The organism is Flavobacterium sp. KACC 22761, from assembly GCF_034058155.1.
Lineage (GTDB): Bacteria > Bacteroidota > Bacteroidia > Flavobacteriales > Flavobacteriaceae > Flavobacterium.
Genome location: NZ_CP139148.1, coordinates 2,948,239 through 2,973,451 on the forward strand (window position 1 = coordinate 2,948,239; position 25,213 = coordinate 2,973,451).

19 protein-coding genes are annotated in these 25,213 nt (G+C 32.9%); 16 read left to right on the top strand and 3 right to left on the bottom strand.

Annotation, left to right across the window (positions count from 1 at the left end; all coding sequences use genetic code 11):
• Nucleotides 1-7: 7 nt before the first annotated feature.
• The 4 genes from SCB73_RS12790 (at nucleotide 8) to SCB73_RS12805 (ending at nucleotide 4,366) form a co-directional block, all read left to right on the top strand.
• A complete protein-coding gene (locus tag SCB73_RS12790; RefSeq protein ID WP_320566612.1) occupies nucleotides 8-952 on the top strand; it encodes a GNAT family N-acetyltransferase in 945 nt (314 codons plus the stop codon).
• A 76-nt stretch (nucleotides 953-1,028) separates the two neighbouring features.
• The gene (locus SCB73_RS12795) at nucleotides 1,029-2,129 is read left to right on the top strand and encodes a DegT/DnrJ/EryC1/StrS family aminotransferase (protein ID WP_320566613.1); all 1,101 of its coding nucleotides are present in this window, start codon (nucleotides 1,029-1,031) and stop codon (nucleotides 2,127-2,129) included.
• A gap of 4 nt (nucleotides 2,130-2,133) precedes the next feature.
• The gene (locus SCB73_RS12800) at nucleotides 2,134-3,633 is read left to right on the top strand and encodes an O-antigen translocase (RefSeq protein WP_320566614.1); all 1,500 of its coding nucleotides are present in this window, start codon (nucleotides 2,134-2,136) and stop codon (nucleotides 3,631-3,633) included.
• Nucleotides 3,620-4,366: an acyltransferase gene (locus SCB73_RS12805; RefSeq protein ID WP_320566615.1), complete on the top strand. Its 747-nt coding sequence runs from the start codon at nucleotides 3,620-3,622 to the stop codon at nucleotides 4,364-4,366. The genes SCB73_RS12800 and SCB73_RS12805 overlap by 14 nt, the downstream gene beginning before the upstream one ends.
• 124 nt (nucleotides 4,367-4,490) lie before the next feature.
• Here the strand turns inward: SCB73_RS12805 and SCB73_RS12810 are convergent, their stop codons facing one another.
• On the bottom strand, nucleotides 4,491-5,393 hold the full coding sequence (locus SCB73_RS12810) for a glycosyltransferase (RefSeq protein ID WP_320566616.1): 903 nt from the start codon (nucleotides 5,391-5,393) through the stop codon (nucleotides 4,491-4,493).
• Between the two features lie 233 nt (nucleotides 5,394-5,626).
• On the opposite strand from SCB73_RS12810, the gene SCB73_RS12815 reads away from it, so the two are divergent.
• Genes SCB73_RS12815 through SCB73_RS12825 form a run of 3 tightly spaced genes read left to right on the top strand, consistent with a single transcriptional unit; the run spans nucleotide 5,627 to nucleotide 8,224 of the window.
• On the top strand, nucleotides 5,627-6,724 hold the full coding sequence (locus SCB73_RS12815) for a glycosyltransferase (RefSeq protein ID WP_320566617.1): 1,098 nt from the start codon (nucleotides 5,627-5,629) through the stop codon (nucleotides 6,722-6,724).
• Nucleotides 6,725-6,728: 4 nt separating this feature from the next.
• The gene (locus SCB73_RS12820; protein ID WP_320566618.1) at nucleotides 6,729-7,133 is read left to right on the top strand and encodes a sugar 3,4-ketoisomerase; all 405 of its coding nucleotides are present in this window, start codon (nucleotides 6,729-6,731) and stop codon (nucleotides 7,131-7,133) included.
• The gene (locus SCB73_RS12825; RefSeq protein ID WP_320566619.1) at nucleotides 7,130-8,224 is read left to right on the top strand and encodes a glycosyltransferase family 4 protein; all 1,095 of its coding nucleotides are present in this window, start codon (nucleotides 7,130-7,132) and stop codon (nucleotides 8,222-8,224) included. The genes SCB73_RS12820 and SCB73_RS12825 overlap by 4 nt, the downstream gene beginning before the upstream one ends.
• A gap of 151 nt (nucleotides 8,225-8,375) precedes the next feature.
• On the opposite strand, the gene SCB73_RS12830 is transcribed toward SCB73_RS12825, so the two are convergent.
• A complete protein-coding gene (locus SCB73_RS12830) occupies nucleotides 8,376-9,260 on the bottom strand; it encodes a glycosyltransferase family 2 protein (RefSeq protein WP_320566620.1) in 885 nt (294 codons plus the stop codon).
• On the bottom strand, nucleotides 9,260-9,943 hold the full coding sequence (locus SCB73_RS12835; RefSeq protein WP_320566621.1) for a cell division ATP-binding protein FtsE: 684 nt from the start codon (nucleotides 9,941-9,943) through the stop codon (nucleotides 9,260-9,262). Before SCB73_RS12835 ends, SCB73_RS12830 begins: the two co-directional genes overlap by 1 nt.
• Before the next feature lie 308 nt (nucleotides 9,944-10,251).
• Here SCB73_RS12835 and SCB73_RS12840 point away from each other — a divergent pair, with 308 nt between their 5' ends.
• The 9 genes from SCB73_RS12840 (at nucleotide 10,252) to tnpA (ending at nucleotide 25,082) form a co-directional block, all read left to right on the top strand.
• Nucleotides 10,252-13,269 (top strand): tetratricopeptide repeat protein, encoded by a 3,018-nt coding sequence (locus tag SCB73_RS12840; RefSeq protein WP_320566622.1) that lies wholly within the window; start codon nucleotides 10,252-10,254, stop codon nucleotides 13,267-13,269.
• Nucleotides 13,270-13,373: 104 nt separating this feature from the next.
• Nucleotides 13,374-14,237 carry a PhzF family phenazine biosynthesis protein gene (locus SCB73_RS12845; RefSeq protein WP_320566624.1) on the top strand — a complete coding sequence of 288 codons (864 nt, stop codon included), beginning with the start codon at nucleotides 13,374-13,376 and terminating at the stop codon, nucleotides 14,235-14,237.
• Nucleotides 14,238-14,380: 143 nt separating this feature from the next.
• Nucleotides 14,381-16,132 carry a TonB-dependent receptor gene (locus SCB73_RS12850; protein ID WP_320566625.1) on the top strand — a complete coding sequence of 584 codons (1,752 nt, stop codon included), beginning with the start codon at nucleotides 14,381-14,383 and terminating at the stop codon, nucleotides 16,130-16,132.
• Nucleotides 16,133-16,259: 127 nt separating this feature from the next.
• Complete coding sequence (locus SCB73_RS12855) at nucleotides 16,260-16,790, top strand: GNAT family N-acetyltransferase (protein WP_320566626.1); 531 nt, start codon at nucleotides 16,260-16,262, stop codon at nucleotides 16,788-16,790.
• Between the two features lie 62 nt (nucleotides 16,791-16,852).
• Nucleotides 16,853-17,302: a hypothetical protein gene (locus tag SCB73_RS12860; RefSeq protein ID WP_320566627.1), complete on the top strand. Its 450-nt coding sequence runs from the start codon at nucleotides 16,853-16,855 to the stop codon at nucleotides 17,300-17,302.
• A 630-nt stretch (nucleotides 17,303-17,932) separates the two neighbouring features.
• Nucleotides 17,933-19,609 (top strand): asparagine synthase B, encoded by a 1,677-nt coding sequence (gene asnB, locus SCB73_RS12865; RefSeq protein ID WP_320566628.1) that lies wholly within the window; start codon nucleotides 17,933-17,935, stop codon nucleotides 19,607-19,609.
• 315 nt (nucleotides 19,610-19,924) lie between these two features.
• Nucleotides 19,925-21,532: an asparagine synthase B gene (gene asnB, locus SCB73_RS12870; RefSeq protein ID WP_320566629.1), complete on the top strand. Its 1,608-nt coding sequence runs from the start codon at nucleotides 19,925-19,927 to the stop codon at nucleotides 21,530-21,532.
• Nucleotides 21,533-21,751: 219 nt separating this feature from the next.
• Nucleotides 21,752-24,496, top strand: coding sequence for a M16 family metallopeptidase (locus tag SCB73_RS12875; RefSeq protein ID WP_320566630.1), 2,745 nt, complete (start codon nucleotides 21,752-21,754; stop codon nucleotides 24,494-24,496).
• Nucleotides 24,497-24,644: 148 nt separating this feature from the next.
• The gene (gene tnpA / locus SCB73_RS12880; RefSeq protein WP_320566631.1) at nucleotides 24,645-25,082 is read left to right on the top strand and encodes an IS200/IS605 family transposase; all 438 of its coding nucleotides are present in this window, start codon (nucleotides 24,645-24,647) and stop codon (nucleotides 25,080-25,082) included.
• Nucleotides 25,083-25,213 lie beyond the last annotated feature (131 nt).

Sequence of the window (25,213 nt, forward strand, 5' to 3'; positions counted from 1 at the left end):
TTTGAAGATGATATTTACCGTAAAAAAATACGATCAAAACGATTATCAGCTCTGGAACGATTTTATCGCTTTGGCAAAAAATGCCACATTTTTGTTTCATCGTGATTTTATGGAATATCATAAAGACCGTTTTGAAGATTTTTCGCTTTTAATTTTTGATGAAGAAAAATTGCTCGCTGTTTTGCCCGCCAATAAACAAGGAAATTCGGTTCATTCACATCAAGGACTTACTTATGGAGGATTGATTTTTTCTTCCAAATTAAAAGCCGAAAAAACAGAAATGATTTTAGATGAAATTCTGTCTTTTCTGAAGGAAAATAAAATTGAAACATTTCATTACAAGCCAATTCCGAATTTTTATTTTTCGAAAGGAAATCAGGAAATGGATTTCTTTTTGTTTAAAAGAAATGCTATTTCTGAACGAAAAGAAATGAATCTGGCCGTTAATCTGCAAACGCCTTTAAAGATTTCCAAAAGTAAAATGAAACATTTCAGGAGAATTGAAAATCTTGATTTGGATATTGTTGAAGAGAAAGACTTTAAGCCTTTTTGGAAAAATGTTCTGGAACCAAGATTGCAGGAAAAATTCAATGCAAAACCAGTTCATACTTGCGAAGAAATTACCTTTTTAAAACAGCGATTCCCAGAAAAAATAAAACAATATTCAGTTTATCAAAATGACGAAATTATTGCTGGAATAGCTATTTTTGAAACTGAACATGTAGTGAAATCACAATATGGAGCGACTTCTGAAAAAGGAGAAAAAGTAAGAGCTTTGGATTTTCTTTTTATCAATTTGATTCACAAATACAAGCGAAAAGGAAAACACTTTTTTGATATGGGAATTGTCAATGAAGATAATGAAAGCGGTTATCATCCAGGTCTTTTGAAACAAAAAGAAGAATTAGGTTGTAGTGTTTATAATCAGGATTTTTATAAAATCGATTTATAATACTAGACCTAACAGGTTTTTAAAACCTGTTAGGTTCTATGGAACAACCAAACTCTTAAAAATCTACTAAATAAATATGATACCATTTTTAGACCTAAAAAAAATCAACGAACCGTATGAAACTGCTTTTCAGGAAAAACTGAAATCGGTTTTAGAAAACGGCTGGTATATTTTAGGAAAGGAAGTCGAAATTTTTGAAAAGGCTTTCGCCGAATACAATCAAACGAAATATTGCATTGGAGTTGGGAACGGATTTGATGCTTTAGTTCTAATTTTTAAAGGCTATATTGAATTAGGAAAACTCAAAAAAGGCGATGAAGTCATCGTTCCTGCAAATACCTATATTGCCAGTATTTTGTCAATTTTACAAGCCGATTTGATTCCGGTTTTTGTCGAGCCAAAACTGGAAACTTACAACATAAATCCAGATTTAATTCAGGAAAAAATCACTCCAAAAACAAAAGCCATTTTAGCTGTTCATCTCTACGGGCAATTGGCAGAAATGGAAAAAATCAATGAAATTGCAGAAAAAAACAATCTTCTTATTGTTGAAGATGGCGCACAATCTCATGGAACAATCAACAATCAAAAATCAGCAATCAAAAATCTTAAATCAAGCGTAGCGTATAGTTTTTATCCTGGAAAAAATTTAGGTTGTCTTGGCGATGGTGGTGCGATTACAACAAATGATTCGGAGTTGGCAAAAGTGCTTTTTTCGCTTCGAAATTATGGTTCAGAAAAAAAATATTACAATGAGTTTATCGGTGTAAATTCCAGATTAGATGAATTGCAAGCTGGATTCTTAAGTTTAAAATTACCGAATTTAGATGCAGATAATCAAAAAAGAAGATTAATCGCAAAACGTTATTTGTCTGAAATTAAAAACCAAAAAATAATCTTGCCTTTTTGGGATTTATCCGAAAATCATGTTTTTCATTTATTTGTTATTCGAACAGAAAACAGAGAAGCTCTGCAAAATTATTTAGCTCAAAATAGTATACAAACGGTTATTCATTATCCAATTCCGCCGCACAAACAAAAAGCATTTTTGGAGTGGAATAATTTGTCGTTTCCAATTACAGAAAAGATTCATAACGAGGTTTTAAGCTTGCCAATAAGTCCGGTTTTAATAGAATCTGAAATCGATTTTATTATTGAAATTTTAAATCAATATTAAAATCGTGTCGGATAAAAAATCATATCAGCAAATTTTAAAAACGACTTCGCTTTTTGGAGGCGTTCAATTTTTTTCGATTTTAATTTCGGTTGTTCGAACGAAGTTAATTGCTGTCTTTATTGGTCCCGCCGGAATGGGAATTATTGCATTGCTCAATTCGACTTTGGGTGTTTTAAGCAGTATTTCCGGTTTCGGAATTGAGACTAGTGCTGTAAAAAGCATTTCTGAAAATTATAAAAACGACGATTTAAAAACGGTTTCCAAAACCATTCAAATTGTAAAGAAAATTGTGTTTTTTACGGGAATTTTTGGAATGTTTTTGACTTTAGCTTTTTCAAAAATTTTGAGCATCATAACTTTTGGAGACTCCAGTCAAACCTTTTCTTTTGCAATACTTTCGGTTACCATTTTGCTCAAGCAATTGAGCTCAGGACAATTGGCCGTTTTACAAGGTTTGCGATCTTTTAGACTTTTGGCGAAAGCCAATTTATACGGCAATTTATTCGGACTTCTTTTTTCTATTCCGTTGTATTATTTTCTAAAAATCGATGCTATTCTTCCAACAATTATAATTGCTTCGTTGTCGGCTTTGATTTTTTCATTTTACTATTCAAATAAAGTAAAAATCGAAAAGGAAAAAATAGAAAATTCTGCCGTATTTTTAGAAGGGAAATTGATCGTGAAGTTGGGTTTTATGCTGACAATCAGCAGTGTTTTAACGCTTTTGTCAACGTATTTGGTTCAAATTTATGTTGGAAAAATTGGAGGTTTGGATCAAGTTGGTTTTTACAACGCCGGATTTACTTTGTTGAATTCCTATGTCGGAGTTATTTTTACCGTAATGAGTACTGATTATTTTCCAAAATTAGCTTCTATAAATTCGGATAATGAAAAAGTTAGGGAAAGTGTTCAGCAACAAGCTTTTATTTCCGTTTTAATTATTACGCCAATTATTGTTTTGTTTCTCACTTCCAGTTCGTTGATCATTAAACTAATGTACACTTCAAAATTTGAAGTCATAGTTCCAATGATTTGCGCCGGAATTCTCGGAATGTTATTTCGCGCCGTTTCTTGGTCAATGGGATTTGTTTTGATAGCAAAAGGCGACTCAAAAATGTTTGTAAAAACGGCCATTGGTTTCAATATTTTATCCGTGATAATGAATATTGGAGGCTATTATTTTTATGGATTAGAAGGTTTGGGAATCAGCTTTTTCCTGTACTTTTTATGTCATTTTATCGGACTGAAAATCATTACCAAAAAGCGCTATGATTTTTATTTCGAGAGAGAATTTTATCAGCTTTATTTTGTTTGTTTTGGTATTTGCGCAACTTCATTTTTGTTGCGATTTATCGAGAACGAGGTTTTAAAATATAGTTTGTTTTCGCTCATGATTTTAGTCTCTTTTGGTTTTAGTTTTTATGAAATCAACAAAAAGATGAATTTAAGCGAAATATTTACTTCATTTGTTCAGCAAAAAAAAGGAAAAAATGATCCGGAATAGTTACAGAAAATACAAGTCATTTTATCAAAAAATCAAGTTTTACTGGTCGGTAAACTGGACAAAAACGCTGTATTTTAATTTCAAGAAATTTCCTTTTCAAACCGCTAAAAAACTTCCGGTTTTCTTTTACAAAAGAGTAAAATTTACTTCAATTTCAGGTGAAATTCAAATCGAGGGAAAAATCCAAAAAGCAATGATTGGTTTTGGACAACCTTATGAATTAAACACCGTTCATCGTGGCATTGCCGAAATCAATATTCAAGGAAAACTAATTTTTAAAGGGAAATTTCAATTTGGTAAAGATTATTTTCTTTTTGTTGGCGAAAATGCGGTTTGCGAATTGGGAAATATGTCTTCAATGGCTTCAAACGCAAAATTGATTTGTCTCGAAAAAGTAGTTCTAGGAGATTATGCTCGTTTTGGCTCTGAGTGTCAAATTATAGATACTAATTTCCACGATTTAATAGATACGCAAACAGGCGAAAAACTTCAAAAATCGGCACCAATTTTAATCGGAAATTTTAATTTTATTAGCAACAGAGTTTCAATTATGAAAGGAACTCAAACTCCTGATTTTTGCACTATTGCCTCAAATAGTTTGTGTACAAAAGAGTATGCTTCTTTGGGCGAAAATATTTTAATTGGTGGTGTTCCTGCTCAATTAATAAGAGAAAATGTTTCGCGAGATTGGCAAGGCGAAAAACAACAATTAGACGATTTTTTGACGATTTAAAAAATGGGACGCGGATGACACAGATTCGCTAAAGCGAAAACGCGGATTAAAACGGATTTTTTTAAAAGCATTCATCAAAAAAAATCCGTTTTAATCCGCGTTTTTACGAAGTAAATCCGAAAAATCAGCGTTCTATCATAATACGAAGACGTTGTTTAATTTCTAGTGAAATATATAGGAATAACAACTTAAAATTCGAAGTTTTATAGGCCAAAATCATTTCAAAATGAATACGTTTTAAAATTGCTTTATGTTCCTCTTTTGTTCGGTTTAGCAGAATTGCTTTTTTGATAATCAGATATGTGGAATGATTTATTTTTTTTGCTCGGGCATCATTTTTAAGAAAAAAATGCGTTCCTAAAGAATTTGAAGCAATACGTTTTTGAATCAAAATTTCATCAATATAATCAACATCATATTGGCGTGAAGCCCGAATCCACAAATCCAAATCTTCATACGCCAGATTTTCATCATAACCATTCAAATCATCAAAAACCGATTTTTTAACCATTGAAGAAACAGAGCAAATACTATTTCCACCTGAAATTACGCTTAAATAAATATCGCCGGTTTTCCTTTTTTTGATTGTTTTTTTCGCGGCATCTACAGCAAAATAATACGAATCATGAGCACCATTTTCAGTAATCAATTCGGCATTTCCATAAACAATTCCGAGGTTTTTAAATGCGGTTTCTTGAAAAGCTTTTGTTTGCAATGAAACACAATTTAGCATTAAAACATCATCACAAGCCAAGTCGATTATAAAATCGCCTTTTGCCAATTTTAAAGCTTTATTGAAGGATTTTGTACTTCCTAAATTCGTTTTGTTTTCAATAAATCGAATTTGTGGATAATCAATCAGAAATTTTTTAATTGTTTCTTTAGAATTATCAGTGCTAAAATCGTCAACTACAATTACTTCAATAAACGAATAATCCTGATTTATTGCCGAAGTCAAACTTTCGACAACAAATTTTTCCTGATTATAGCACAAGCAAATAATAGTTACTAATGGATTATCGTACATATTGGTTTTTGAGTATTTGTCTAATTTTAAATGAGTAAATTTCTTAATCTCGCAAAGACGCGAAGTCTTTTTTTAAGTTTTTTAAAATAAAACTTTGCGACTTCGCGACTTTGCGAGCAATTTTTCGTTGCTGAAGAAAAAAAACTTAAAAATTATCCCGCAAACATAGGACTCATTTTTTATGTTTCTATGTGTTAAAAAGATATATTTGGTACGAAAATAAGAAATCACGAATGATATCGACTCACAAAAAAAAGAAAATTGCTTTAATTGGTTACCGTCTGAGCGGAGGCGGAAGCGATAAAGTAATGGCAAATTTGTCCATTTTTTTTCAGCATAAAGGTTTTGAGGTCGATATTATTATTGTTTTAGATGAAGTCAGTTTTCCGTATTTGGGGAAATTGGTGAATTTGGGCTTGCTGAAGAATAAATCAAATGGAATTTTTAATAAAATTAAACGTTTAAAGGCTTTAAAAAAGTATTTGAACGAAAATCATTTTGATTTTATAATTGATTTCCGTTTCCGAACGAAAGTTATTCAGGAGCTTATTTTAGCCCGATTTATCTATAATGCCAAGACCATTTTTACCGTTCATAGTTTTTTGATTGATCATTATATGCCTAATAATTCATGGTTGACGCGATTAATGTACAATCATTGTCTGGCAAATGTGGCGCTTACAGATGAAATGAAAACGCTGATCGAGACAAAACATAAATTGCAAAATGTGGTCACAATTCATAATCCAATTTATTTGGAAGAAATTGTGAAAAAGCAAATTGAAAAAATAGACATTGCATTTGATTATATAATTGCAATTGGACAATATGAAAACGAAATAAAACAGTTTGACAAACTGATTTCAAGTTATGCAAAATCTGATTTGATTGAGAAACAAATCCATTTGGTGATTGTTGGAAATGGTGACGAATCAAAACTTCAAAAAGCAATTTCAGATCATCAAATTCATGATTTTGTACATCTTTTAGGGTACCAAAATAATCCCTTTAAATATTTGAGCAAGGCTAAATTTTTAGTTTTAAGCAGTAAAAATGAAGGTTTTCCGAATGTTATTTTAGAAGCTTTGGCTTGCGAAATTCCGGTTGTTTCTTTTGACTGTGATTTTGGACCGCGTGATATGATTTCTTCTTTTGAAAATGGAATTTTAGTCGAAAATCAGAATTGGGAAAAAATGACTGAAGCTTTAAATTTATTGATTTCCAATACAGATTTATATCAAAAATGCAAGCAAAATTCGCAGAATAGTATCGATCCATTTTTATTGGAAAAAATTGGACAGCAATGGTTAAATTTGTTGCAGGAACATTAAATATATGACAACAGTTCAAGATATTTCATTATTAAAAATTCCAGTTGTCGAAGACTTGAGCGGAAATTTGGCTTTTATTCAAAATGGCGTTTTGCCTTTTGAATTCAAACGCGTTTATTATCTTTTTGATGTTCCGAGTACTGCTTTTCGCGGCGGACATTCGCATATTGAGCAACATGAAGTTTTGATTGCTTTAAGTGGCAGTTTTGAAGTGATTGTAAACGATGGAAAAGACAAAAAAAGTTATTTGCTCAACAAGCCAAATGTTGGTTTGCATTTGCCAAAAGGAATTTGGCGCGAACTTGAAAATTTTTCTTCAGGTTCAGTTTGTCTTGTTTTGGCTTCAGATGTTTTTGAAGAAACCGATTATATTCGGGATTATGAAACTTTTCTGAATTCCAAAAAATGAAACTTCTGTATGTTGTTCCCAAAATAAAAAATGCTGGCGGTGTTGCGCGAGTCTTGGCTGTGAAGGCGAATTATTTTGTCGAACATTTTGGTTATGAAATTCATATTTTATCACAAAATGAAAATGATGAATTGCCGTTTTATGACTTCAATTCTAAAGTTGTTTTCCACAATGTAATCTTAGAAGGAAATGCTTTAAGGTTTTTACAATCCTATAAAAAACAACTAAATGAAAAGCTTAGCGAAATCAAACCAGACATGATTTTAGTTGCCGATAATGGTTTGAAAGCCTTTATTTTTCCGTTTATTGTCAACACAAAAAGACCAATTGTTTTTGAAGTTCACGGTTCAAAATTTATTGAAGAAAAAGCTCAAAAAACAGATTTTATTTCAAAATCAATTCAAAAAAATAAATATCGTTTTAAAGATTTTAGTGTTCGAAAATTCACAAAAATTGTAGCGCTTTCAGAGGAAAGCAAAAATGAGTGGAAAGCAAAAAATACAATTGTAATTCCAAATGCTTCCTGGATTAAAACAGAAAAAAACTCAGATTTAAAAAATAAGAAAGTCATAGCTATTGCCCGATATTCTTATGAAAAAGGCCTAGATCGATTATTGTTGATTTGGGAAAAAGCAGTCAAAAAACATCCTGATTGGATTTTGGATATTTATACAGATGATTTTGATTCTCTAAAAAGCATAGTTGCCGATTTAGGATTAAACTCAAATGTAAATATCTTTGGTTTTGTAAAAAATATTGAAGAGAAATACCGCGAATATTCCATTTGCGCCATGACTTCAAGATCTGAAGGTTTTCCGATGGTTTTGTTGGAAGCGATGGCTTCAGGACTGCCTTGTGTCGCTTTTGATTGCCCAATTGGTCCAAGAACTATAATTACAAACGAAGAAAATGGATTTTTGATTCCGGAAAATGATTATGAAATGTATGTTGAAAAACTTTCTTTTTTAATTGAAAATGAAGAGTCAAGATTGAAATTTGGGAAAAATGCTAAACAAACCTCTGAAAATTATTCTGTGGATAAAGTAATGGAGAAGTGGAGATTGTTTCTAGAAAATATTATAATTGTTTAATTCTTAGTGAGTTTTATTGTTTTTAGTCCCAGCGGGACGCAATATTTATAGAAAAGCAGTTTAGGTTTTTAAGAAAACCCCCAGCGGGGTGATATTTTTAAACGCATAGATTTCGCTCCGCTGGAGCTTTGGAGCAATTCTGAATTATTTGCTATAAATATTTCGCTCCGCTGGAGCTCTGGATTTTCAAAAAACAAAAATATCCCAATTTATAAAGATCAAAAAGAAATAAAGATGGCTTTTCAGAAAGTAAATTCCGTTCGATTTTATTTTGATTTTTTTTGAAAATGAAATTCGAAAAACCGATCAATTTTAGCTTTTTCAAAATTTTAAAAGCTTTAATTATTTTGCTTTCTTGCGAAGAAATTTTTCTAGAATTATGAAGAAAAACTAGGTTTTCCAGCGCCGTTTTTGTTTTGGCTAAAAACACCTCTGAAGTTTCTAAATTCAGATGAAAAGTTGGGTTTTCGATTTGAAAAACTTCGAAATTGTTTCTTTTTAAAACCGAAAAGAAAAGCAAATCTTCATAACCATATTTTGTAATTTCTTCATCAAAAGGGAATTCGAGAAAAACTTCTTTTTTAATCCATAAATTAGAAGTTAAAGTCGAAACAGTTTCTCTTTTCTGACCATAAATCCAACGTAAAAGTTGTTCTTTTTGAGGTTTTTTATCTGCATAAATTATTCCACCAAAAACAATTTTTTCTTCGGAATTTGAAATTGCAGAAATATAGTTTTGGATAAAATTATCCTGCGCAGGAAAAGTATCGCAATCCAGGATTAATAATCCATCGTATTTTGCTTTTTGCGCTAATGAATTGATGTTTTTTCCTCTTCCTAAATTGGCTTCATTGATAAGAAAAGAGCAATTTGAAAAAGAATTAATTTCTTGATTTTTAGTATTTAATTCTGATTGAGAAGCGTCGTCTTGACAAAGAATTTCAAAAGTAATGCCACAGGAATTGCACTGTTTTACAAGTTCGTTAACGAGCGGTAAAACAGCATAATTATAAACCGGAATTAAAATGGAAAGCATTACACGCTTCTTTGCACGACTTCGAAGATTCTTTCATCTTCGCATTTCAATGTTTTTGATGGGAATTTCATCAATAAAGCATAATCGTGGGTTGCCATGATAACGGTTTTGCCAAGAGCATTGATGTTTTTTAATACTTCTAAAACCTCCGAACTTGTTTGCGGATCAAGATTTCCTGTTGGTTCGTCGGCAAGAATGAATTCTGGATCGTTAAGCAATGCTCTTGCAATTGCAACACGTTGTTGTTCACCTCCAGAAAGCTGGTGAGGCATTTTGTTCAAGAAGTCTTTCATTCCAACTTTATTCAAAACTTCGTCGATTTTGTGCTCCATGGCTTCTTTTTCTGTCCATCCAGTTGCTTTCAAAACAAAAAGCATATTGTCTTTTACAGAACGGTCTGGAAGCAATTTAAAATCCTGAAACACAATCCCAATTTTTCTTCTCAAATACGGAATATCGTTCTCTTTTAAAGTTGCCAAATCAAATTCAACAATATGTCCTTCTCCTTCAAGTAAAGGCAAATCAGCATATAAAGTTTTTAAGAAACTACTTTTCCCTGAACCTGTTTTTCCAATAATGTAGATGAATTCGCCATGCTGAACATCCAGATTAATGTGAGAGATGATTTTTCTTCCTTCTTGATATATAGTGACTTCTTTAAGAGACAGTACGGTTTGTGACATAATAAAATTGATTTGATTGGTAAAAGTAATAAGATAACGATTGGATTCAAAATAAATTTCAATCATTTCTTAAGAAAATTTCTAAAAAATGAAATGAAAATTTACACCATATAAGTACTGTAAGTTCATTTTAGTTCATCTACGAAAACATCCTAGCTTATAATAACTTATATAACTTATATGGTTAAAAATCGTTTTTTATTGTGTTCTAAAATATCCTCTGTTAAAGATTTTTTTATAATAAAAGCTGGAAACGTTTCGTTATAAACGGTATAAAATGATAAATTTGAATACTAAATAAAACTAAAATGCGTAGACTTTCCTGGTTCTTTTTACTCCAAATTATTCTTATTTCGACCACGGTTTCGGCACAAAAATCAGCTATATATACTTACGAATTAAAGGATTTTGATAAAGCAGTGGCTTTATACAATGACAAACAATATGCATCGGCACAACATATTTTTGAATATGTAAAAAATAATACGGCGCCAACTGAAGAAGTAAAATCAGATTGCGCTTATTATATCGCAAATTGTGCCATCAGAACCAATCAGCCAAATGCGGATGCTTTGATGGAAAAGTTTGTGGATGATTATCCAACAAGCACCAAACAAAATCAGGCGTATATTGAAGTTGCACAATATTTCTTTGAGCAAGGAAATTATCCAAAAGCTTTGCAATGGTTTGACAAAGTAGATGAAAGTTACATGAGCAAATCGGATTCGGATAAATTTAATTTCCAAAAAGGATATAGTTTTTTCAATGCCAAAAAGAAAAAAGAAGCGACAACGTATTTTAATAAAGTCGTAAACTCTCCTGAATACGGCTCTCAAGCCAAATATTATTTAGGATTCATGGCTTATGAAGGCGATGATTACAAAGAAGCAACCAAATATTTTGACGAAGTTTCGGGCGAAGAAAAATACAAAGAAAAGCTTTCGTATTATCAAGCCGATATGAATTTCAAATTGGGTAATTTCCAAAAAGCAATTGATTTGGGCCAGAAAGCGATGGCGAAATCAAATGAAATTGAAAAATCGGAACTGAATAAAATTATTGGAGAAAGTTATTTCAATTTAAAGCAATATGGAAAAGCGATTCCATATTTAGAGCTTTACGCAGGCAAAAAAGGAAAATGGAATAATACCGATTTTTATCAATTGGGTTATGCTTATTACGAGCAAAAAGACTACGAAAAGGCGATTTCTCAGTTCAATAAAATTATTGAAGGAAAAGATTTTGTGGCTCAAAATGCCTATTATCATTTAGGTTTAAGTTATTTGAATACTGGCAAAAAACAAGAAGCTTTAAACGCGTTTAAAAATGCTTCTGAAATGGAATTTAATGCTCAGATTCAAGAAGATGCAGCGTTGAATTATGCAAAATTGAGTTATGATATTGGAAATGCTTATCAGACTGTTCCTGGAATTTTGCTTGATTTCTTGAAAAAATATCCAAATAATTCTAGTCGAGCTGAAGTTGAAAAACTTTTAGTTGACTCCTATATTTCGACAAAAAACTACAAAGAAGCTTTGGCTTTATTAGAAAAAAACAGAACTGCTGAAAATAAAGCGGCATATCAAAAAGTTTTGTTTTACAGAGGTTTGGAATTGTATAATGAATCGAATTATACAGAAGCAGGAAAGATGTTTAAAAGTGCTATTAGCGAACAAAAAACGCCTGAATTTACGGCGCGTGCTACTTTCTGGAAAGCAGAAACAGAATATCTTTCAGATGATTTTAAAAATGCTTTGTTGACATACAAACAGTTTGCTGGACTTCCTGCAGCAAAATCTACCGAAGAATATAAAAACATCAATTATAATATTGGATATACGTATTTCAAGATGAAAGAATATGATTCGGCAGCAAGTTCATTTCAAGCTCAGATTGATAATTCGCCTTCTGATAAATCGCGATTAACGGATTCGTATTTGCGTTTGGGGGATTCTCGTTTTGTAAATTCGAAATATTCTCAGGCAATGGAAGCGTACGGAAAAGCAATCGATGCAAAAGGAGTTGATGCTGATTATGCACAATTTCAAAAAGCACTTTCATATGGTTTTATGTCAAAAAATGATCAGAAAATCAATGAGTTGAACAACTTTTTGAAAATGTATAAAAAATCAGAATATCGCGATGATGTTTTGTTTGAATTAGGGAATACGTATGTTGCCGACAAGAAAAATGATTTGGCAATTAAAACCTATGATCAACTGATTTCGGAATATCCAAATGGCTTGTTTACTTCAAAATCGATCTTAAAACAAGGTTTGATTTATTACAATTCAGATCGCGATGAATTGGCTTTGGCCAAATTCAAAAAAGTTGCAGCGGAGTTTCCTAAAACGCCAGAAGCTTTAGAGGCAGTTTCAACAGCAAGATTGATTTATGTTGATTCTGGAAAAGTAGATGAATATGCAACTTGGGTGCGTAGTTTGGATTTCGTTTCGGTTACAGATGCAGAATTGGATAATGATACTTATGACGCCGCTTACAAACAATACAGCCAAAGCAACAGCAAAGCCGCGATTACTGGTTTTGCAGGTTATGTGAGCAAATTTCCTTCGGGATTGCATGCTTTAGAAGCAAATTTCTACTTGGCTCAATTGTATTATGCTGATGGTTTGGAGACAAAATCGATTTCAAACTATCAATATGTAATCGGACAGCCACGAAGTGAATTTAGCGAACAATCATTAAACAAATTGGCGCAGATTTATTTAAAAACAAAAGAGTGCGACAAGGCGATTCCGGTTTTAGTGCGTTTGGAAAATGAAGCGGATAATTCTCAAAATAAAAACTTCGCGCAAGCTAATCTGATGAAATGTTATTATGACAAAAAAGATTATGACAATTCGGTTATTGCCGCTGATAAAGTATTAGAAAATCCAAAAGCAGATGCAGGTGTAAAAGCAGATGCGCAAATTATTGTGGCGCGCGCTGCCATGCAAACAGGAAATGAAGACAAAGCAAAAGCAGCTTACGCAAAACTTTCGACAACTTCAAAAGGAGAATTAGCCGCAGAAGCGCTGTATTATGATGCTTATTTTAAAACCAAAGAAGGAAAATTTGATGCATCGAATGTTGCAGTTCAAAAACTGGCAAAAAATTATTCGGCATACAAATATTATGGAGCAAAAGGATTGGTCTTAATGGCGAAAAATTTCTACGGATTAAAAGACAGCTATCAAGCAACTTACATTTTAGATAACGTAATCAACAATTTTACAGATTATCCAGATGTAGTTGAAGAAGCAAAAAGAGAATTGAGTGCAATTAAATTAGAAGAATCAAAAACGAATTCGTCTATTAATAAATAAGAATAAAGAGAATAGAATAAAGAATATAGAGCATAGATTGGACGACAAAGATTGTAAGTCTATTTTCTTTATTCTTTCCTCTATTTTCTAAAAAGAAGAAAGAAATGAGTTTACCTTTTTATATAGTTGATGTTTTTGCCGATAAAAAATATGCCGGAAACCAATTGGCAGTTTTTTTGGATGCAGGAAATTTAAGTACAACAGAAATGCAAAATATGGCTCGCGAAATCAATTTTGCCGAAAGCACTTTTGTGACCAAATTGGACAAAGAAAACAACAAAGCTGAAATCAGAATATTTACTCCGGCGCATGAAATGCAGTTTGCGGGACATCCGATAATTGGCACTTCATGGGTTTTGATGAATAAGATTTTTGATAATGCACCGGAAGAAATTAAATTGGAAGTTCCGATTGGACCAATTGCGATTCATAAATCAGACGATTTGATTTGGTTAAAAGCGGCTCAGCCAAAGTTTTGGGATGTTTTTTCGAAAGAAGACTTCTCAACCTTCAGCAATCTGACATTAAGCGATTTTGAAAATCAGTTTCCAATTCAAGAAGTGACAACTGGAAGTGCTTTTGTAATGGTCGGATTAAGCAGCAAAAGAGCACTTGAAAATTTGGTTTTGGATAAAGATAAGACTGACAAATGGCTCAAAAATAATTGCAAAACGGATCATCGAGGTTTGTATTTCTACTATTTAGAAGGATCAAAACTATTTAGCCGAATGCTGTGTATCGAACACAATCAATTGGTTGAAGATGCAGCAACAGGAAGCGCGAGCACTTGTTTGCAGGCTTTTTTGCTGAAATATCATAAACCGGATATTGAATTGACAAATTATCAAGGAGATTACATTAACCGTCCATCTGAAATTTATTTTAAAGGAAAATTAGTTGGAGAACAATTTGATATCAAAATAGGAGGAAAAGCCCAGTTTGTAGCCAAAGGAGAGTGGGAAGCATAAGAATTAAAGAATTGATATAATTAGAAAATTAGATAATTGTGAAATGTAAAATGTAATATGTTTTAAGTGAAAGGCAAGTTGTTGATCATCTCGCATTTTACAACTTACATCTTACAATAGACATTTTACAAAATAAAAGAAATATGAAATTAAACTTCCGAAATAAAATCATCGTCTTACTGCTTTTGTTTGTTGTTCAGCTTTCGTTTTCTCAGAAAAAAAATGAAAACATCGGAACTGAAACAGTCAACGTAGTAAAGCCATATTCGCCAACAGTATCAGATGCTTTTAAAGTGAAAGAAACTCCTTCGCTTGACGACAGTGGCAATCAGCCGAAAGAAACTATTAAATATAGTATTTTGTCGGTTCCGGTTGCGTCAACTTTTACGCCTTCAAAAGGGAATGCGCAAGCGGTGGATAAATCTAAAAAAGAACGTTTGTTCAATAATTATGCAACGCTTGGAGTTGGAAATTATGGAACTCTAAATGCTGAATTGTTTGTAACGCAGGATTTAGGAAACAATGATTATGTGGCTGGAATGTTGCGCCATCATTCATCGCAAGGTGGGATTAAGGATGTAAACTTGAATGATGAGTTTTACGATACGGCAGTAAATGTTGGTTATGGAGTAATCAATCGCGATATGTCTTGGGGAGTTGATTTGGGGTATCAAAATCAGCTTTACAATTGGTATGGTCTTCCAACTGATTTTGGAATGACTCTGCCACCGCAAACGCAGGAAGATTTGATTAGAGGAATCAACCCAAATCATTCCTATAATACAATTTCATTAGGTGGAAATGCAGAATTTAATGAAGGTGTTTTCAGCAAAATTGCAACTCGATTTACGCATTTCTCAGATAGTTTTTCTTCTTCAGAAAATCGTTTTTACTTAAAACCAACTTTCAAAGTCGATGTAATGGATCAAGCCATAACTACAAATGTTATTATTGATCATGTGAGCGGTTCGTTTGAACATAATTATGCGCGAGATAATACCGAGCCATTAAAATATAGTTTGACAAATTTTGGGATTGAGCCAAGTTTTGTGATTCATGAAAACGAATGGACTTTGGAATTAGGAGCGGGATTATTTTATGGTTTAGATTCTGAAAACAGCGGCAATAAATTTTTTGTTTATCCAAAAGTTAACGCATCATATAAATTAGTAGGTGATTTGATGATTTTCTACACGGGTGCAAACGGAAGCTTGAATCAAAATTCGTATGCCGATTTTGTGAGCGAAAATCCATTTTTGTCTCCAACTTTAAATATGAGGCCAACAAGCAATCAATATACTGTTTTTGCTGGTTTAAAAGGGAAGTTGGCAAATAATGTGAGTTATAATTTAACGGGTTCTTATTTGAATGAAAAAGATAAAGCATTGTTTAAAAGCCAAGATTACACAGAAGATTTTTCAAATCAGAATTATGCTTTCGGAAACTCTTTTGATGTAGTTTATGATGATGTGAGAACTTTCCGTTTCTACGGAGAATTAAAAGCCGATTTCTCTCAAAATGTTTCTTTTGGAATTAATGGAACATTCAATAGTTATAAAACAGACGGTTTAGAAGCTTGGAATTTGCCTTCAATGAAATTAAGTTCAAATCTTGACGTTACTATTACGAAACAATGGTACGCAGGTTTAAATGTGTTTTATGTTGGAGAACGTAAAGACATGCAGACAAATCTGGATTTGGGTGTTGCTCCATCTGTGGTGACTTTGAAAAGCTATTTTGATGCCAATGCGCATTTAGGATACAAATACAACGAACGTTTGACTTTCTTTTTAAAACTGAATAACATTGGAAATCAAGCTTACGAAAGATGGCTGAATTATCCTGTTCAAGGATTCCAGGTTTTAGTGGGAGGAAATTATAAGTTTGACTTTTAGGAAGATTTTGCCGTAAAGGCACTCAGTCCCAGACTCACTTTAAATCTGGGACTTTTTAGCCATGATTTCATGAGTTTTTTGGAGTAAACTCGTGTTTTCATGGCTAATTTTTTATAATTTTATTTTTATGGATATTAAAATAAGACAAGAAAGAAAAGACGATTTTGAAAGTGTTTTTCGATTGATAGAAAAAGCCTTTGAAAAAGAGAAATACAGCGATCACAAAGAACAGTTTTTGGTAGAAAGATTAAGAAAATCTGATGCTTTTATCCCAGAATTGTCAATTGTAGCCGAAGCTGAAAACAAAATTGTCGGAAATATTTTATTTACTAAACTGCGAATAAAAAGTGAATCACAAACTTTTCAATCATTAGCATTAGCGCCAGTTTCTGTTTTGCCAGAATTTCAAGGAAAAGGAATTGGTTCGAAACTTATATTGCACGGACATGAAATTGCAAAAATTTTAGGATATAAATCGGTTATTTTATTAGGACATGAAGATTATTATCCAAGATTTGGATATGAACTTTGCGAAAAATACAATATTAAAATGCCCTTTGATGTTCCAGCTGAAAACTGTATGGTTCTCGCACTTATTCCTGAAGGGTTATCAGGAGTTAGCGGAAAAGTAATTTATCCAAAAGCTTTTTTCGAATAAAAATTGAATAAAGAAAAAACCTTAGCATCTTTGCATCTCAGAATCTTAGTACCTTCAAAAAAATGACTTTCAAACAAAAAATATATTCCCATTATCTCCAAATGGTTCAGGACCGAATTGATGTCTTCAGAGATATGATCTCAAATTTGACTGAAGATTCTAAAAACGACGCCAAAGGTTCGGCTGGAGATAAACACGAAACGGCATTGTCTATGATGCATATCGAGCAGGAAAAATTGACAAATAAGCTAAAAGAAGCAATCGGGCAGAAGGAAATTTTAGATAAAATTGACCCTGCAAAAACGACCGAAAATATTGTTCTGGGAAGCTTGGTAAAAGCAAACGGAATTTATTTATACGTAAGTGTTGCACTTCCAAAAATTGCAATTGACGGAATTAATGTAATTGCGCTTTCTCCGCAGTCTCCGCTGGGAAATCATTTAATGGGAAATAAAGTTGGGTTTCAGTTTGAAATTAATAAGACACATTATATTATTGAGAGTGTTGAGTAATTTATTTTTCAAGTATAGTCCCTACAGGACAATTTTACTTTGCGCGTATTTTTTCTACCAATATTTCTGCGAGATATGATTTTTAAGATTTAAATAAAAACCTGTTTTGTCTTCGAGTGAACTCCGTTAGGAGTTAAATATTGGTAGAAACACAATCAACCCAATACAATTGTCCCGTAGGGACTAAATCCACTACGTTTTTGTTATTTTAAAGACAGAAAAACCGTACTGGTAATTCTGCATGAAAATTCGCCAATCTTTGTCTAGTCCCAAGTTTGATTTCTCTTCTGAGACTTCGGGATCGAAATGACAAGATTGAACATAGAATAATATCTGAACAGCTTTTTCTTTTGTTGTTGCGAATCTTTCATGTATATTTTTAAAACTCAAAATTTAATTCAAAAAATTAGATTAAACTTTCAATTTTAAAGCGGTTTTTGGCTCAAAATTGAAAATTTCAAGTTTAAGCCTTTTTTTGATCTTAAAATTTTGCATTTTATATGTAAAATTAAATATTTGGTTTAAAATTGTAATTGAAATAAGGATTTGTGTTTTTCAATTGTAACTAATATTTCATCTTTGCCTTATCAAAATAAAATTTCAGAATAAAAAATATTAAAATATAGAATTATGTGCGGAATCGTATGTGCCTTTGATCTAAAACAAAAAGCCGAAACTTTAAGACCTCAAGTATTAGAAATGTCTAAAATCATTCGTCACCGTGGACCAGACTGGAGCGGTATTTATAGTAATGATAAAGCAATTCTTTCGCATGAGCGTTTGGCAATTGTAGATCCAGCTTCGGGAAAACAACCTTTATTTACAGAAGACAAAAAGTTGGTTTTGGCTGCAAATGGCGAAATTTACAATCATAGAGATCTTCGCAAGCAATATGAAGGAAAATACAACTTTCAAACAGAAAGTGATTGCGAAGTTATCTTAGCATTATACAGAGAAAAAGGAGTAAGTTTTGTTGATGAATTAAACGGAATCTTTGGATTCGCGATTTATGATGTTGATAAAGATGAATATTTTGTAGCTCGTGACCATATGGGAATTATTCCATTATACATTGGTTGGGATCAGCACGGGACTTTTTATGTGGCTTCTGAGTTAAAAGCTTTAGAAGGATATTGTACAAAAATTGAATTATTTCCTCCAGGACACTATTTGTCTAGTAAAGATGGAGAATTTGTACAATGGTACAAAAGAGATTGGACAGAGTATGATGCAGTAAAAGATAACGAAACAAGCATTCCAGAAATCAGAAAAGCGCTTGAAGCAGCAGTTCATAGACAATTAATGAGTGACGTTCCTTATGGAGTTTTACTTTCGGGAGGTTTGGATTCTTCTATTACTTCAGCTGTAGCGAAAAAATTTGCTCAAAAACGTATTGAGTCAGATGATACTACAGATGCTTGGTATCCACAATTGCACTCTTTCTCAGTTGGTTTAGAAGGTTCGCCAGATTTAGCGGCAGCAAGAAAAGTAGCAGATCACATCGGAACAATTCATCACGAAATCAAATTTACAATCCAAGAAGGTTTAGATGCAGTTCGTGATGTAATTTACAACCTTGAAACTTACGACGTAACTACGGTTAGAGCTTCAACTCCAATGTGGCTAATGGCGAGAGTGATCAAATCGATGGGAATCAAAATGGTTCTTTCAGGAGAAGGAGCAGATGAATTGTTTGGAGGATATTTATACTTCCACAAAGCACCAAACGCAAAAGAATTTCACGAAGAAAACGTTCGTAAATTAGGAAAACTTCACATGTACGACTGTTTACGTGCAAACAAAAGTTTAGCGGCGTGGGGAATTGAAGGACGTGTACCATTCTTAGATAAAGAATTTATGGATGTTGCAATGCGCATCAACCCACAAGATAAAATGATCAACAAAGAGCATCCAATGGAAAAATGGGTTGTTCGTAAAGCTTTCGAAGATATGCTTCCAGAAAGTGTTGCTTGGAGACAAAAAGAGCAATTTTCTGATGGAGTAGGATACAGCTGGATTGATACTTTGAAAGAAGTGGTTGCAAGAGAAGTTTCGGACGAGCAATTGGCAAACGCTAGATTCAAATTCCCATTGCAGACGCCAACTTCAAAAGAAGAGTATTACTATCGTTCAATCTTTACAGAACATTTCCCAAGCGATGCAGCGGCGTTATGCGTTCCTCAAGAGGCAAGTGTGGCTTGTAGTACTAAAATCGCTTTGGAGTGGGATGAAGCTTTCAAAAACTTAAATGATCCATCAGGAAGAGCGGTTGCAAATGTTCATGATGACGCTTACGTGAAAGCATAAACAAGTTAATTTATTAGATTTAGTATATATTTTTTCGAAAAACGTTCTCAATTCAGAGGACGTTTTTCTTGTCTTAAATTTAAGTTGTAACATTTCAGATAGTTACGAATTGTTTTTGGCAATTTTTAGGCTTTCTTTTTTATATTTGGCATTCGCCGAAATAAAGTTAAATGCCTGATATTATAATAAAATTGTAAAGAAAAAACAGAAAATAATATTTAGTTTTGCGACAGATTATAAAGTATAATCGTTTTTGCAGCTAATTGGCTTCATATAGTGAGTTTGAAGAAAATATTAAGTAAAAAAAATTAGAATATGTCTGGATTATTGGCCGTTATAGGCAAAGGAAAAGATCCTAAACTCGTAAAAGAGCTTTCAGCGAGAATGTCACATCGAGGCCCCGATGAGAGTGATGTTCATATTATGGACAACGGAAGCGTGCTTTGCCACGAGAGTTTATCAATTGTTGATTTACAAACAGGCAAACAGCCTATTCAGGGAACAAATCGTGCATGGGTGATTCATGATGGTGAGATTTATAATTATGAGGAATTAAAAAACACCGTTTTAAAAGAGCACACATTCAGAACCAATTCAGATTCAGAGGTGATTGTGCATTTGTATGAAGAATTTGGCTATAACTTTTGCAACAAACTTGATGGAGATTTTGCTTTTGTAGTAATCGACGGAGACGATTATATCGCAGGAAGAGATCCTATCGGGGTGAAACCATTATATTATGGATTGGATGAAAGAGGAAGGATTTATTTTTCTTCTGAAATGAGATCAATTGCAGATCAGTGCAAATCATTTTCGACCTTTCCTCCAGGACATTATTATACCGCAAAAACTGGTTTTGTAAAATATTACCAGCCAGAATGTGAAGATCATAAAAAAGCTGTTGAGAGTCTAGACTTAGGCTTAATTCGTGAGAGTTTGATTGAATCTGTTCGCAAGCGTCTGCTTAGCAATGTTCCGTTGGGAGCTATCTTATCTGGCGGTTTGGATACTTCTTTGATTTCTTCAATTGCTTCAAAACTTTTGAAAGAAAAAGGAGAAAAATTACATACATTTTCGATTGGTCTAAATGCTGATGCACCAGATAATATTGCAGCAAGAAAAGCGGCCGCATTTTTAGGAACTGATCATCATGAAATTCATTTTTCTTTAGAAGAAGGAGTTCAGGTTCTAGAAAAGGTGATTTATTATATAGAAACGTACGATATTATTTCTGTTCGTTCTAGTGTTCCAATGTATTTGTTGTCAAAAGCAATTGCAGATCAGGGAATAAAAGTGTTGCTTTCAGGTGAAGGCGCCGATGAGATTTTTGGTGGACATTTATATTTTAGAAATGCTCCATCTACAGAAGCATTTCAGGATGAGACTATAGAAAGAGTACAAAAGCTTTTTACTGCCGATTTATTGCGTGTAGACAAAACGACAATGGCGCATGGTTTAGAAGCTAGAGTTCCGTTTTTAGATACATCATTTTTAGATGTTGCCATCCGAATCAAACCGGAAGAAAAACAGCCAAAAACATATGACGGCATCGAAAAATATATTTTAAGAAAAGCATTTGATACGACCGAAGATCCGTATTTGCCAGCCGAAGTTTTATGGCGTCAAAAAGAGCAGTTTTCAGATGGAGTGGGCTACAAATGGGTTGACCAATTGATTGAATACTGTGCAACACAAGTGACAGACGAGCAATTGGCTGGTGCGAGTACTGAGTTTCCGTACAATTCACCAACAACAAAAGAAGCGTATTTGTACAGGTCGATTTTTCATAAATTCTACCCACAGGTAAGCGCCGCACAAACAGTGAGAAAATGGATTCCGAAATGGCAAGATAATCTTGATCCAAGTGGAAGAGCAAATGCTGCACACGTAAAAGTGCCTGGAGTTGAACTTTTGAAATCTTAAATTTCAATTTAAAAGAAATTCTAAAAACGATAAAATCTTAAAAACGAGACAACTTAGTAATTGTCTCGTTTTTTTGTTTTAATTCTTTAATATTTATAATAGGAGTTTTACGGGATTCCGTAAAATATTAAAAGTAAGTTAATAAGGGATTTCTGTTTAGGAAAAATATTATATTTGATTATACCAAGAATAATATAAATTCAAACCATTTATCAATCTATGAAAAACCTATTACTAAGCGGAATTTTATGCTGCTCATTAATTTCGATGAGCTCGGTTTATGCACAAAAATCAGTGGCGCCTAAAGACACACCTAAATTTATTACCAATGTCGAAGGTGTCAAAGAATATTCTTTAAAAAATGGATTAAAAGTTTTGTTGATTCCTGATGCTTCACAAAGTAACATGGTGGTCAATATTGTTTATAATGTAGGTTCTAGAAATGAGGGTTATGGTGAGAAAGGAATGGCGCATTTGTTGGAGCACATGCTTTTTAAAAGCACCAAAAATCTGGGAGATATCAAAAAAATGCTTTCAGATAAAGGAGGAAATGCCAACGGAACGACTTGGATGGATAGAACAAACTACTATGAAATTTTCCCTTCAAACGATGAAAATTTAAAATGGAGTCTTGAAATGGAAGCAGACAGGATGATAAATGCTACTATTTTGCAGACTGATCTTGATAAAGAATTTTCTGTAGTACGAAATGAGTTTGAAATTGGAGAGAATAATCCAGACGGAGTTTTGCAGGAACGCATTCTTTCAACTGCCTATCTGTGGCATAATTACGGGAACAGTACAATTGGAAGCAAGGAAGATATTGAAAGAGTAAAAGCAAATACGCTACGTGTTTTTTATGAAAAATATTATCAGCCAGACAACGCGACGGTAATTGTTGCTGGTAAATTTGATGAGCAAAAAGCGCTGCAATATGTTGGTCAGTATTTTGGTGCAATTCCAAAACCAAAAAGAGTTTTGGATAAAACCTATACCATTGAACCAGCTCAAGATGGCGAGAAATACGTAGAGCTAAAAAGAGCTGGAGACAGCAAAAATGTAGGTGCTTTATACCATACTGCATCTTACGCAGATAAAGATTATGCTGCGATTGATGCTTTAGGCGAAATCTTGACTGCTGATCCATCAGGTTACTTATATAAAAGCTTAATTGAAACGCAAAAAGCATCTAATGTTTACTTTTGGCAACCTACAGTCAGAGATGCGGGTTATATTTATTTTGGAGTTTCGGTTCCTAACGACAAAGATGTAAAGGAAACCAAAGAAATTGTTAGAACTGAACTTGATAAAATTGCAACAACAAAATATACAGATCAGGATGTAAGCAGGGCTCAGGCAAAAATTATGAAGCAACTTGATGCTGTAAAAAATAATACAATTTCGTATGCTATAAACATGACCGAAATTATTGGAGCGGGCGATTATAGACTTGGATTTTTGTATAGAGATGCAATTGAAAAATTAACAAAAGAAGATATTCAGAGAGTTGCTGAGAAATATTTTAGAGCAAATAATAGAACCGTTGGTGTGTTTATTCCTTCTAAAGATGAAGTGCGTGTAAAAACAAATGAATATACAGATGAGCAGTTAGTTGCTTTTACTAAAGATTACAAAGGAAAAGCTTTAGAAAAAGAAGCGGCACCTTTTGAAGCTTCTATTAAAAATCTAAAGCAAAATTTGGTTGAAGGAAAATTATCAAACGGAATAAAATACGGATTAATTAAAAAGGAAATCAAAGGTGGAAAAGTTAATGCTAGTTTTAAATTTCCAGTTAGCAATGAAAAAGATTTAGAGGGCAAAACTGATGTAGCTGGAATTCTTGCTCAATTGCTAAAAACAGGGACAAAAACGCAAACTAAAGAGCAAATTCAGGATCGCTTAGATAAGCTGAAATCATCTGTTAATTTTAATTTTTCAAGACAAACTTTATCTTTAACTATCAGTACTTACAAAGAAAGCTTTAAAGAAGTAATGGGAATCGTAGCTGATTTATTAGCTAATTCAACTTTTCCAGAAAATGAATTGACTAAAACGATAGCTGAATATAATACATATTTAGAGGCTAATTTGAATGATCCACAGTCGGTTGCATTTACTGAAGTTAATAGACAGACTACAAAATATCCAAAAGAAAGTATTTTCTATACACCGACTATTCAGGAACAAATGGATGCTTTTAAGAAGATCAAGCAATCAGAAATTGTTGATTTTTATACGAATATTTTAGGTGGAAACAATGGTATTGGAAGTGTGGTTGGTGACCTAGATCCAAAAACTACAGGAGAAATTCTTGAAAGTACTTTTGGGAAATGGAATTCTAAATCGAAATATGAACTTGCATTGCCAACTTATTTTGAAACAACCAAAGAGGATAAAGATATCATAACGCCAGATAAAGAAAATGCCGTTGCTTTAGGTAGAATAAGCTTTAAAATGAAAAGAAATAGTGCTGATTATCCTGCGTTTGTAATGGCAAACGAAATATTAGGAAGTGGAGGGTTTTTAAGTGCTAGAATCCCGATGCGTTTAAGAGAAAAAGAAGGTATTAGCTACGGTGCAGGTTCGTTTATCGATGTGCCAATTACAAATGATGTTGCGGCTTGGAGTTATTATGCATTCTTAAATCCGACGAAAAAGAATGCTGTTGAAACGGCAGCAAAAGAAGAAATTGCAAAAGCTTTAAAAGATGGATTTACAGCTGAAGAATTGAAATCAAATTTAGTAAGCTGGCAAAACGAAAGAAAAACAAGATTAGGAACTGATTATACTTTGATGGAATTGACCAATACTTATCTTCAGTACGGAATTCCATTAGAAGATTACGATCAGCTTGAGGCTAAAGTAAAAGCGCTTAAAGTGGAAGAAGTAAACAGTGTTTTGAAAAAATATCTTTCTCTTGATAAAATGAGTTCAGTTTACGCTGGAGATTTTAATAAAAAATAAAAACAGAAAATTCCAAAAAGCTAAAATCCAAATTCCAAGTTTAAAATTGGAATTTGGATTTTTTTTTTATTGGTCTCAGATTTGGGTTAAAAACCCTGCAATTTATTGCAGTACTTTAGTAATGCGAAAAAATCTTTATCTTTAATTTATGGCTACAGAATTAAGAAAAGGTTCGCACACAGTAAGCAGATTAACATGTCATGTTGTTTGGGTTACGAAATATAGGTTTAAGGTTTTGAAAGGTGATATCCAAAAGCGCTGTCGTGAACTTTTGATACAAATATGCGAAGCGGAAGGGATAGAAATTTTGAAAGGAGTTGTGAGCGCAGATCACGTTCACATGCATATTGAGTATGCGCCAAAGCAAAATGTAAGTTCAATTTTAAAAAGTTTCAAAGGTCGTACTTCAAGGAAATTGCAAATGGAGTTTCCAGAACTTCACGCACGTTACTGGGGACAACATTTTTGGGCAAGTGGTTATGGAGTTTGGAGTACAGGAAATATAACTGATGAAATGGTAAATGAATATCTGGAGCATCATAGAAGGAAAGATAATGATGATGATTCAAATTTCATTCTTGAATGAAATAGAAAAAGGGACTTTCAGTCCCTCGTCAAACAAACCTCTGCACTTTCAGTGCAGAGTGGTTTAGTCTAAAGTATAGTATTTGGAATTTTAGTAATTAGAATTTGTGAAGTTGAAATTTAAAATTGACT

Coding starts and splice junctions, on each gene's coding strand:
- SCB73_RS12790 (WP_320566612.1), top strand. CDS start 8: ATGATATTTACCGTAAAAAAATACGATCAAAACGATTATCAGCTCTGG.
- SCB73_RS12795 (WP_320566613.1), top strand. CDS start 1,029: ATGATACCATTTTTAGACCTAAAAAAAATCAACGAACCGTATGAAACT.
- SCB73_RS12805 (WP_320566615.1), top strand. CDS start 3,620: ATGATCCGGAATAGTTACAGAAAATACAAGTCATTTTATCAAAAAATC.
- SCB73_RS12810 (WP_320566616.1), bottom strand. CDS start 5,393: ATGTACGATAATCCATTAGTAACTATTATTTGCTTGTGCTATAATCAG.
- SCB73_RS12815 (WP_320566617.1), top strand. CDS start 5,627: ATGATATCGACTCACAAAAAAAAGAAAATTGCTTTAATTGGTTACCGT.
- SCB73_RS12820 (WP_320566618.1), top strand. CDS start 6,729: ATGACAACAGTTCAAGATATTTCATTATTAAAAATTCCAGTTGTCGAA.
- SCB73_RS12825 (WP_320566619.1), top strand. CDS start 7,130: ATGAAACTTCTGTATGTTGTTCCCAAAATAAAAAATGCTGGCGGTGTT.
- SCB73_RS12830 (WP_320566620.1), bottom strand. CDS start 9,260: ATGCTTTCCATTTTAATTCCGGTTTATAATTATGCTGTTTTACCGCTC.
- SCB73_RS12835 (WP_320566621.1), bottom strand. CDS start 9,943: ATGTCACAAACCGTACTGTCTCTTAAAGAAGTCACTATATATCAAGAA.
- SCB73_RS12840 (WP_320566622.1), top strand. CDS start 10,252: ATGCGTAGACTTTCCTGGTTCTTTTTACTCCAAATTATTCTTATTTCG.
- SCB73_RS12845 (WP_320566624.1), top strand. CDS start 13,374: ATGAGTTTACCTTTTTATATAGTTGATGTTTTTGCCGATAAAAAATAT.
- SCB73_RS12850 (WP_320566625.1), top strand. CDS start 14,381: ATGAAATTAAACTTCCGAAATAAAATCATCGTCTTACTGCTTTTGTTT.
- SCB73_RS12855 (WP_320566626.1), top strand. CDS start 16,260: ATGGATATTAAAATAAGACAAGAAAGAAAAGACGATTTTGAAAGTGTT.
- SCB73_RS12860 (WP_320566627.1), top strand. CDS start 16,853: ATGACTTTCAAACAAAAAATATATTCCCATTATCTCCAAATGGTTCAG.
- asnB (WP_320566628.1), top strand. CDS start 17,933: ATGTGCGGAATCGTATGTGCCTTTGATCTAAAACAAAAAGCCGAAACT.
- asnB (WP_320566629.1), top strand. CDS start 19,925: ATGTCTGGATTATTGGCCGTTATAGGCAAAGGAAAAGATCCTAAACTC.
- SCB73_RS12875 (WP_320566630.1), top strand. CDS start 21,752: ATGAAAAACCTATTACTAAGCGGAATTTTATGCTGCTCATTAATTTCG.
- tnpA (WP_320566631.1), top strand. CDS start 24,645: ATGGCTACAGAATTAAGAAAAGGTTCGCACACAGTAAGCAGATTAACA.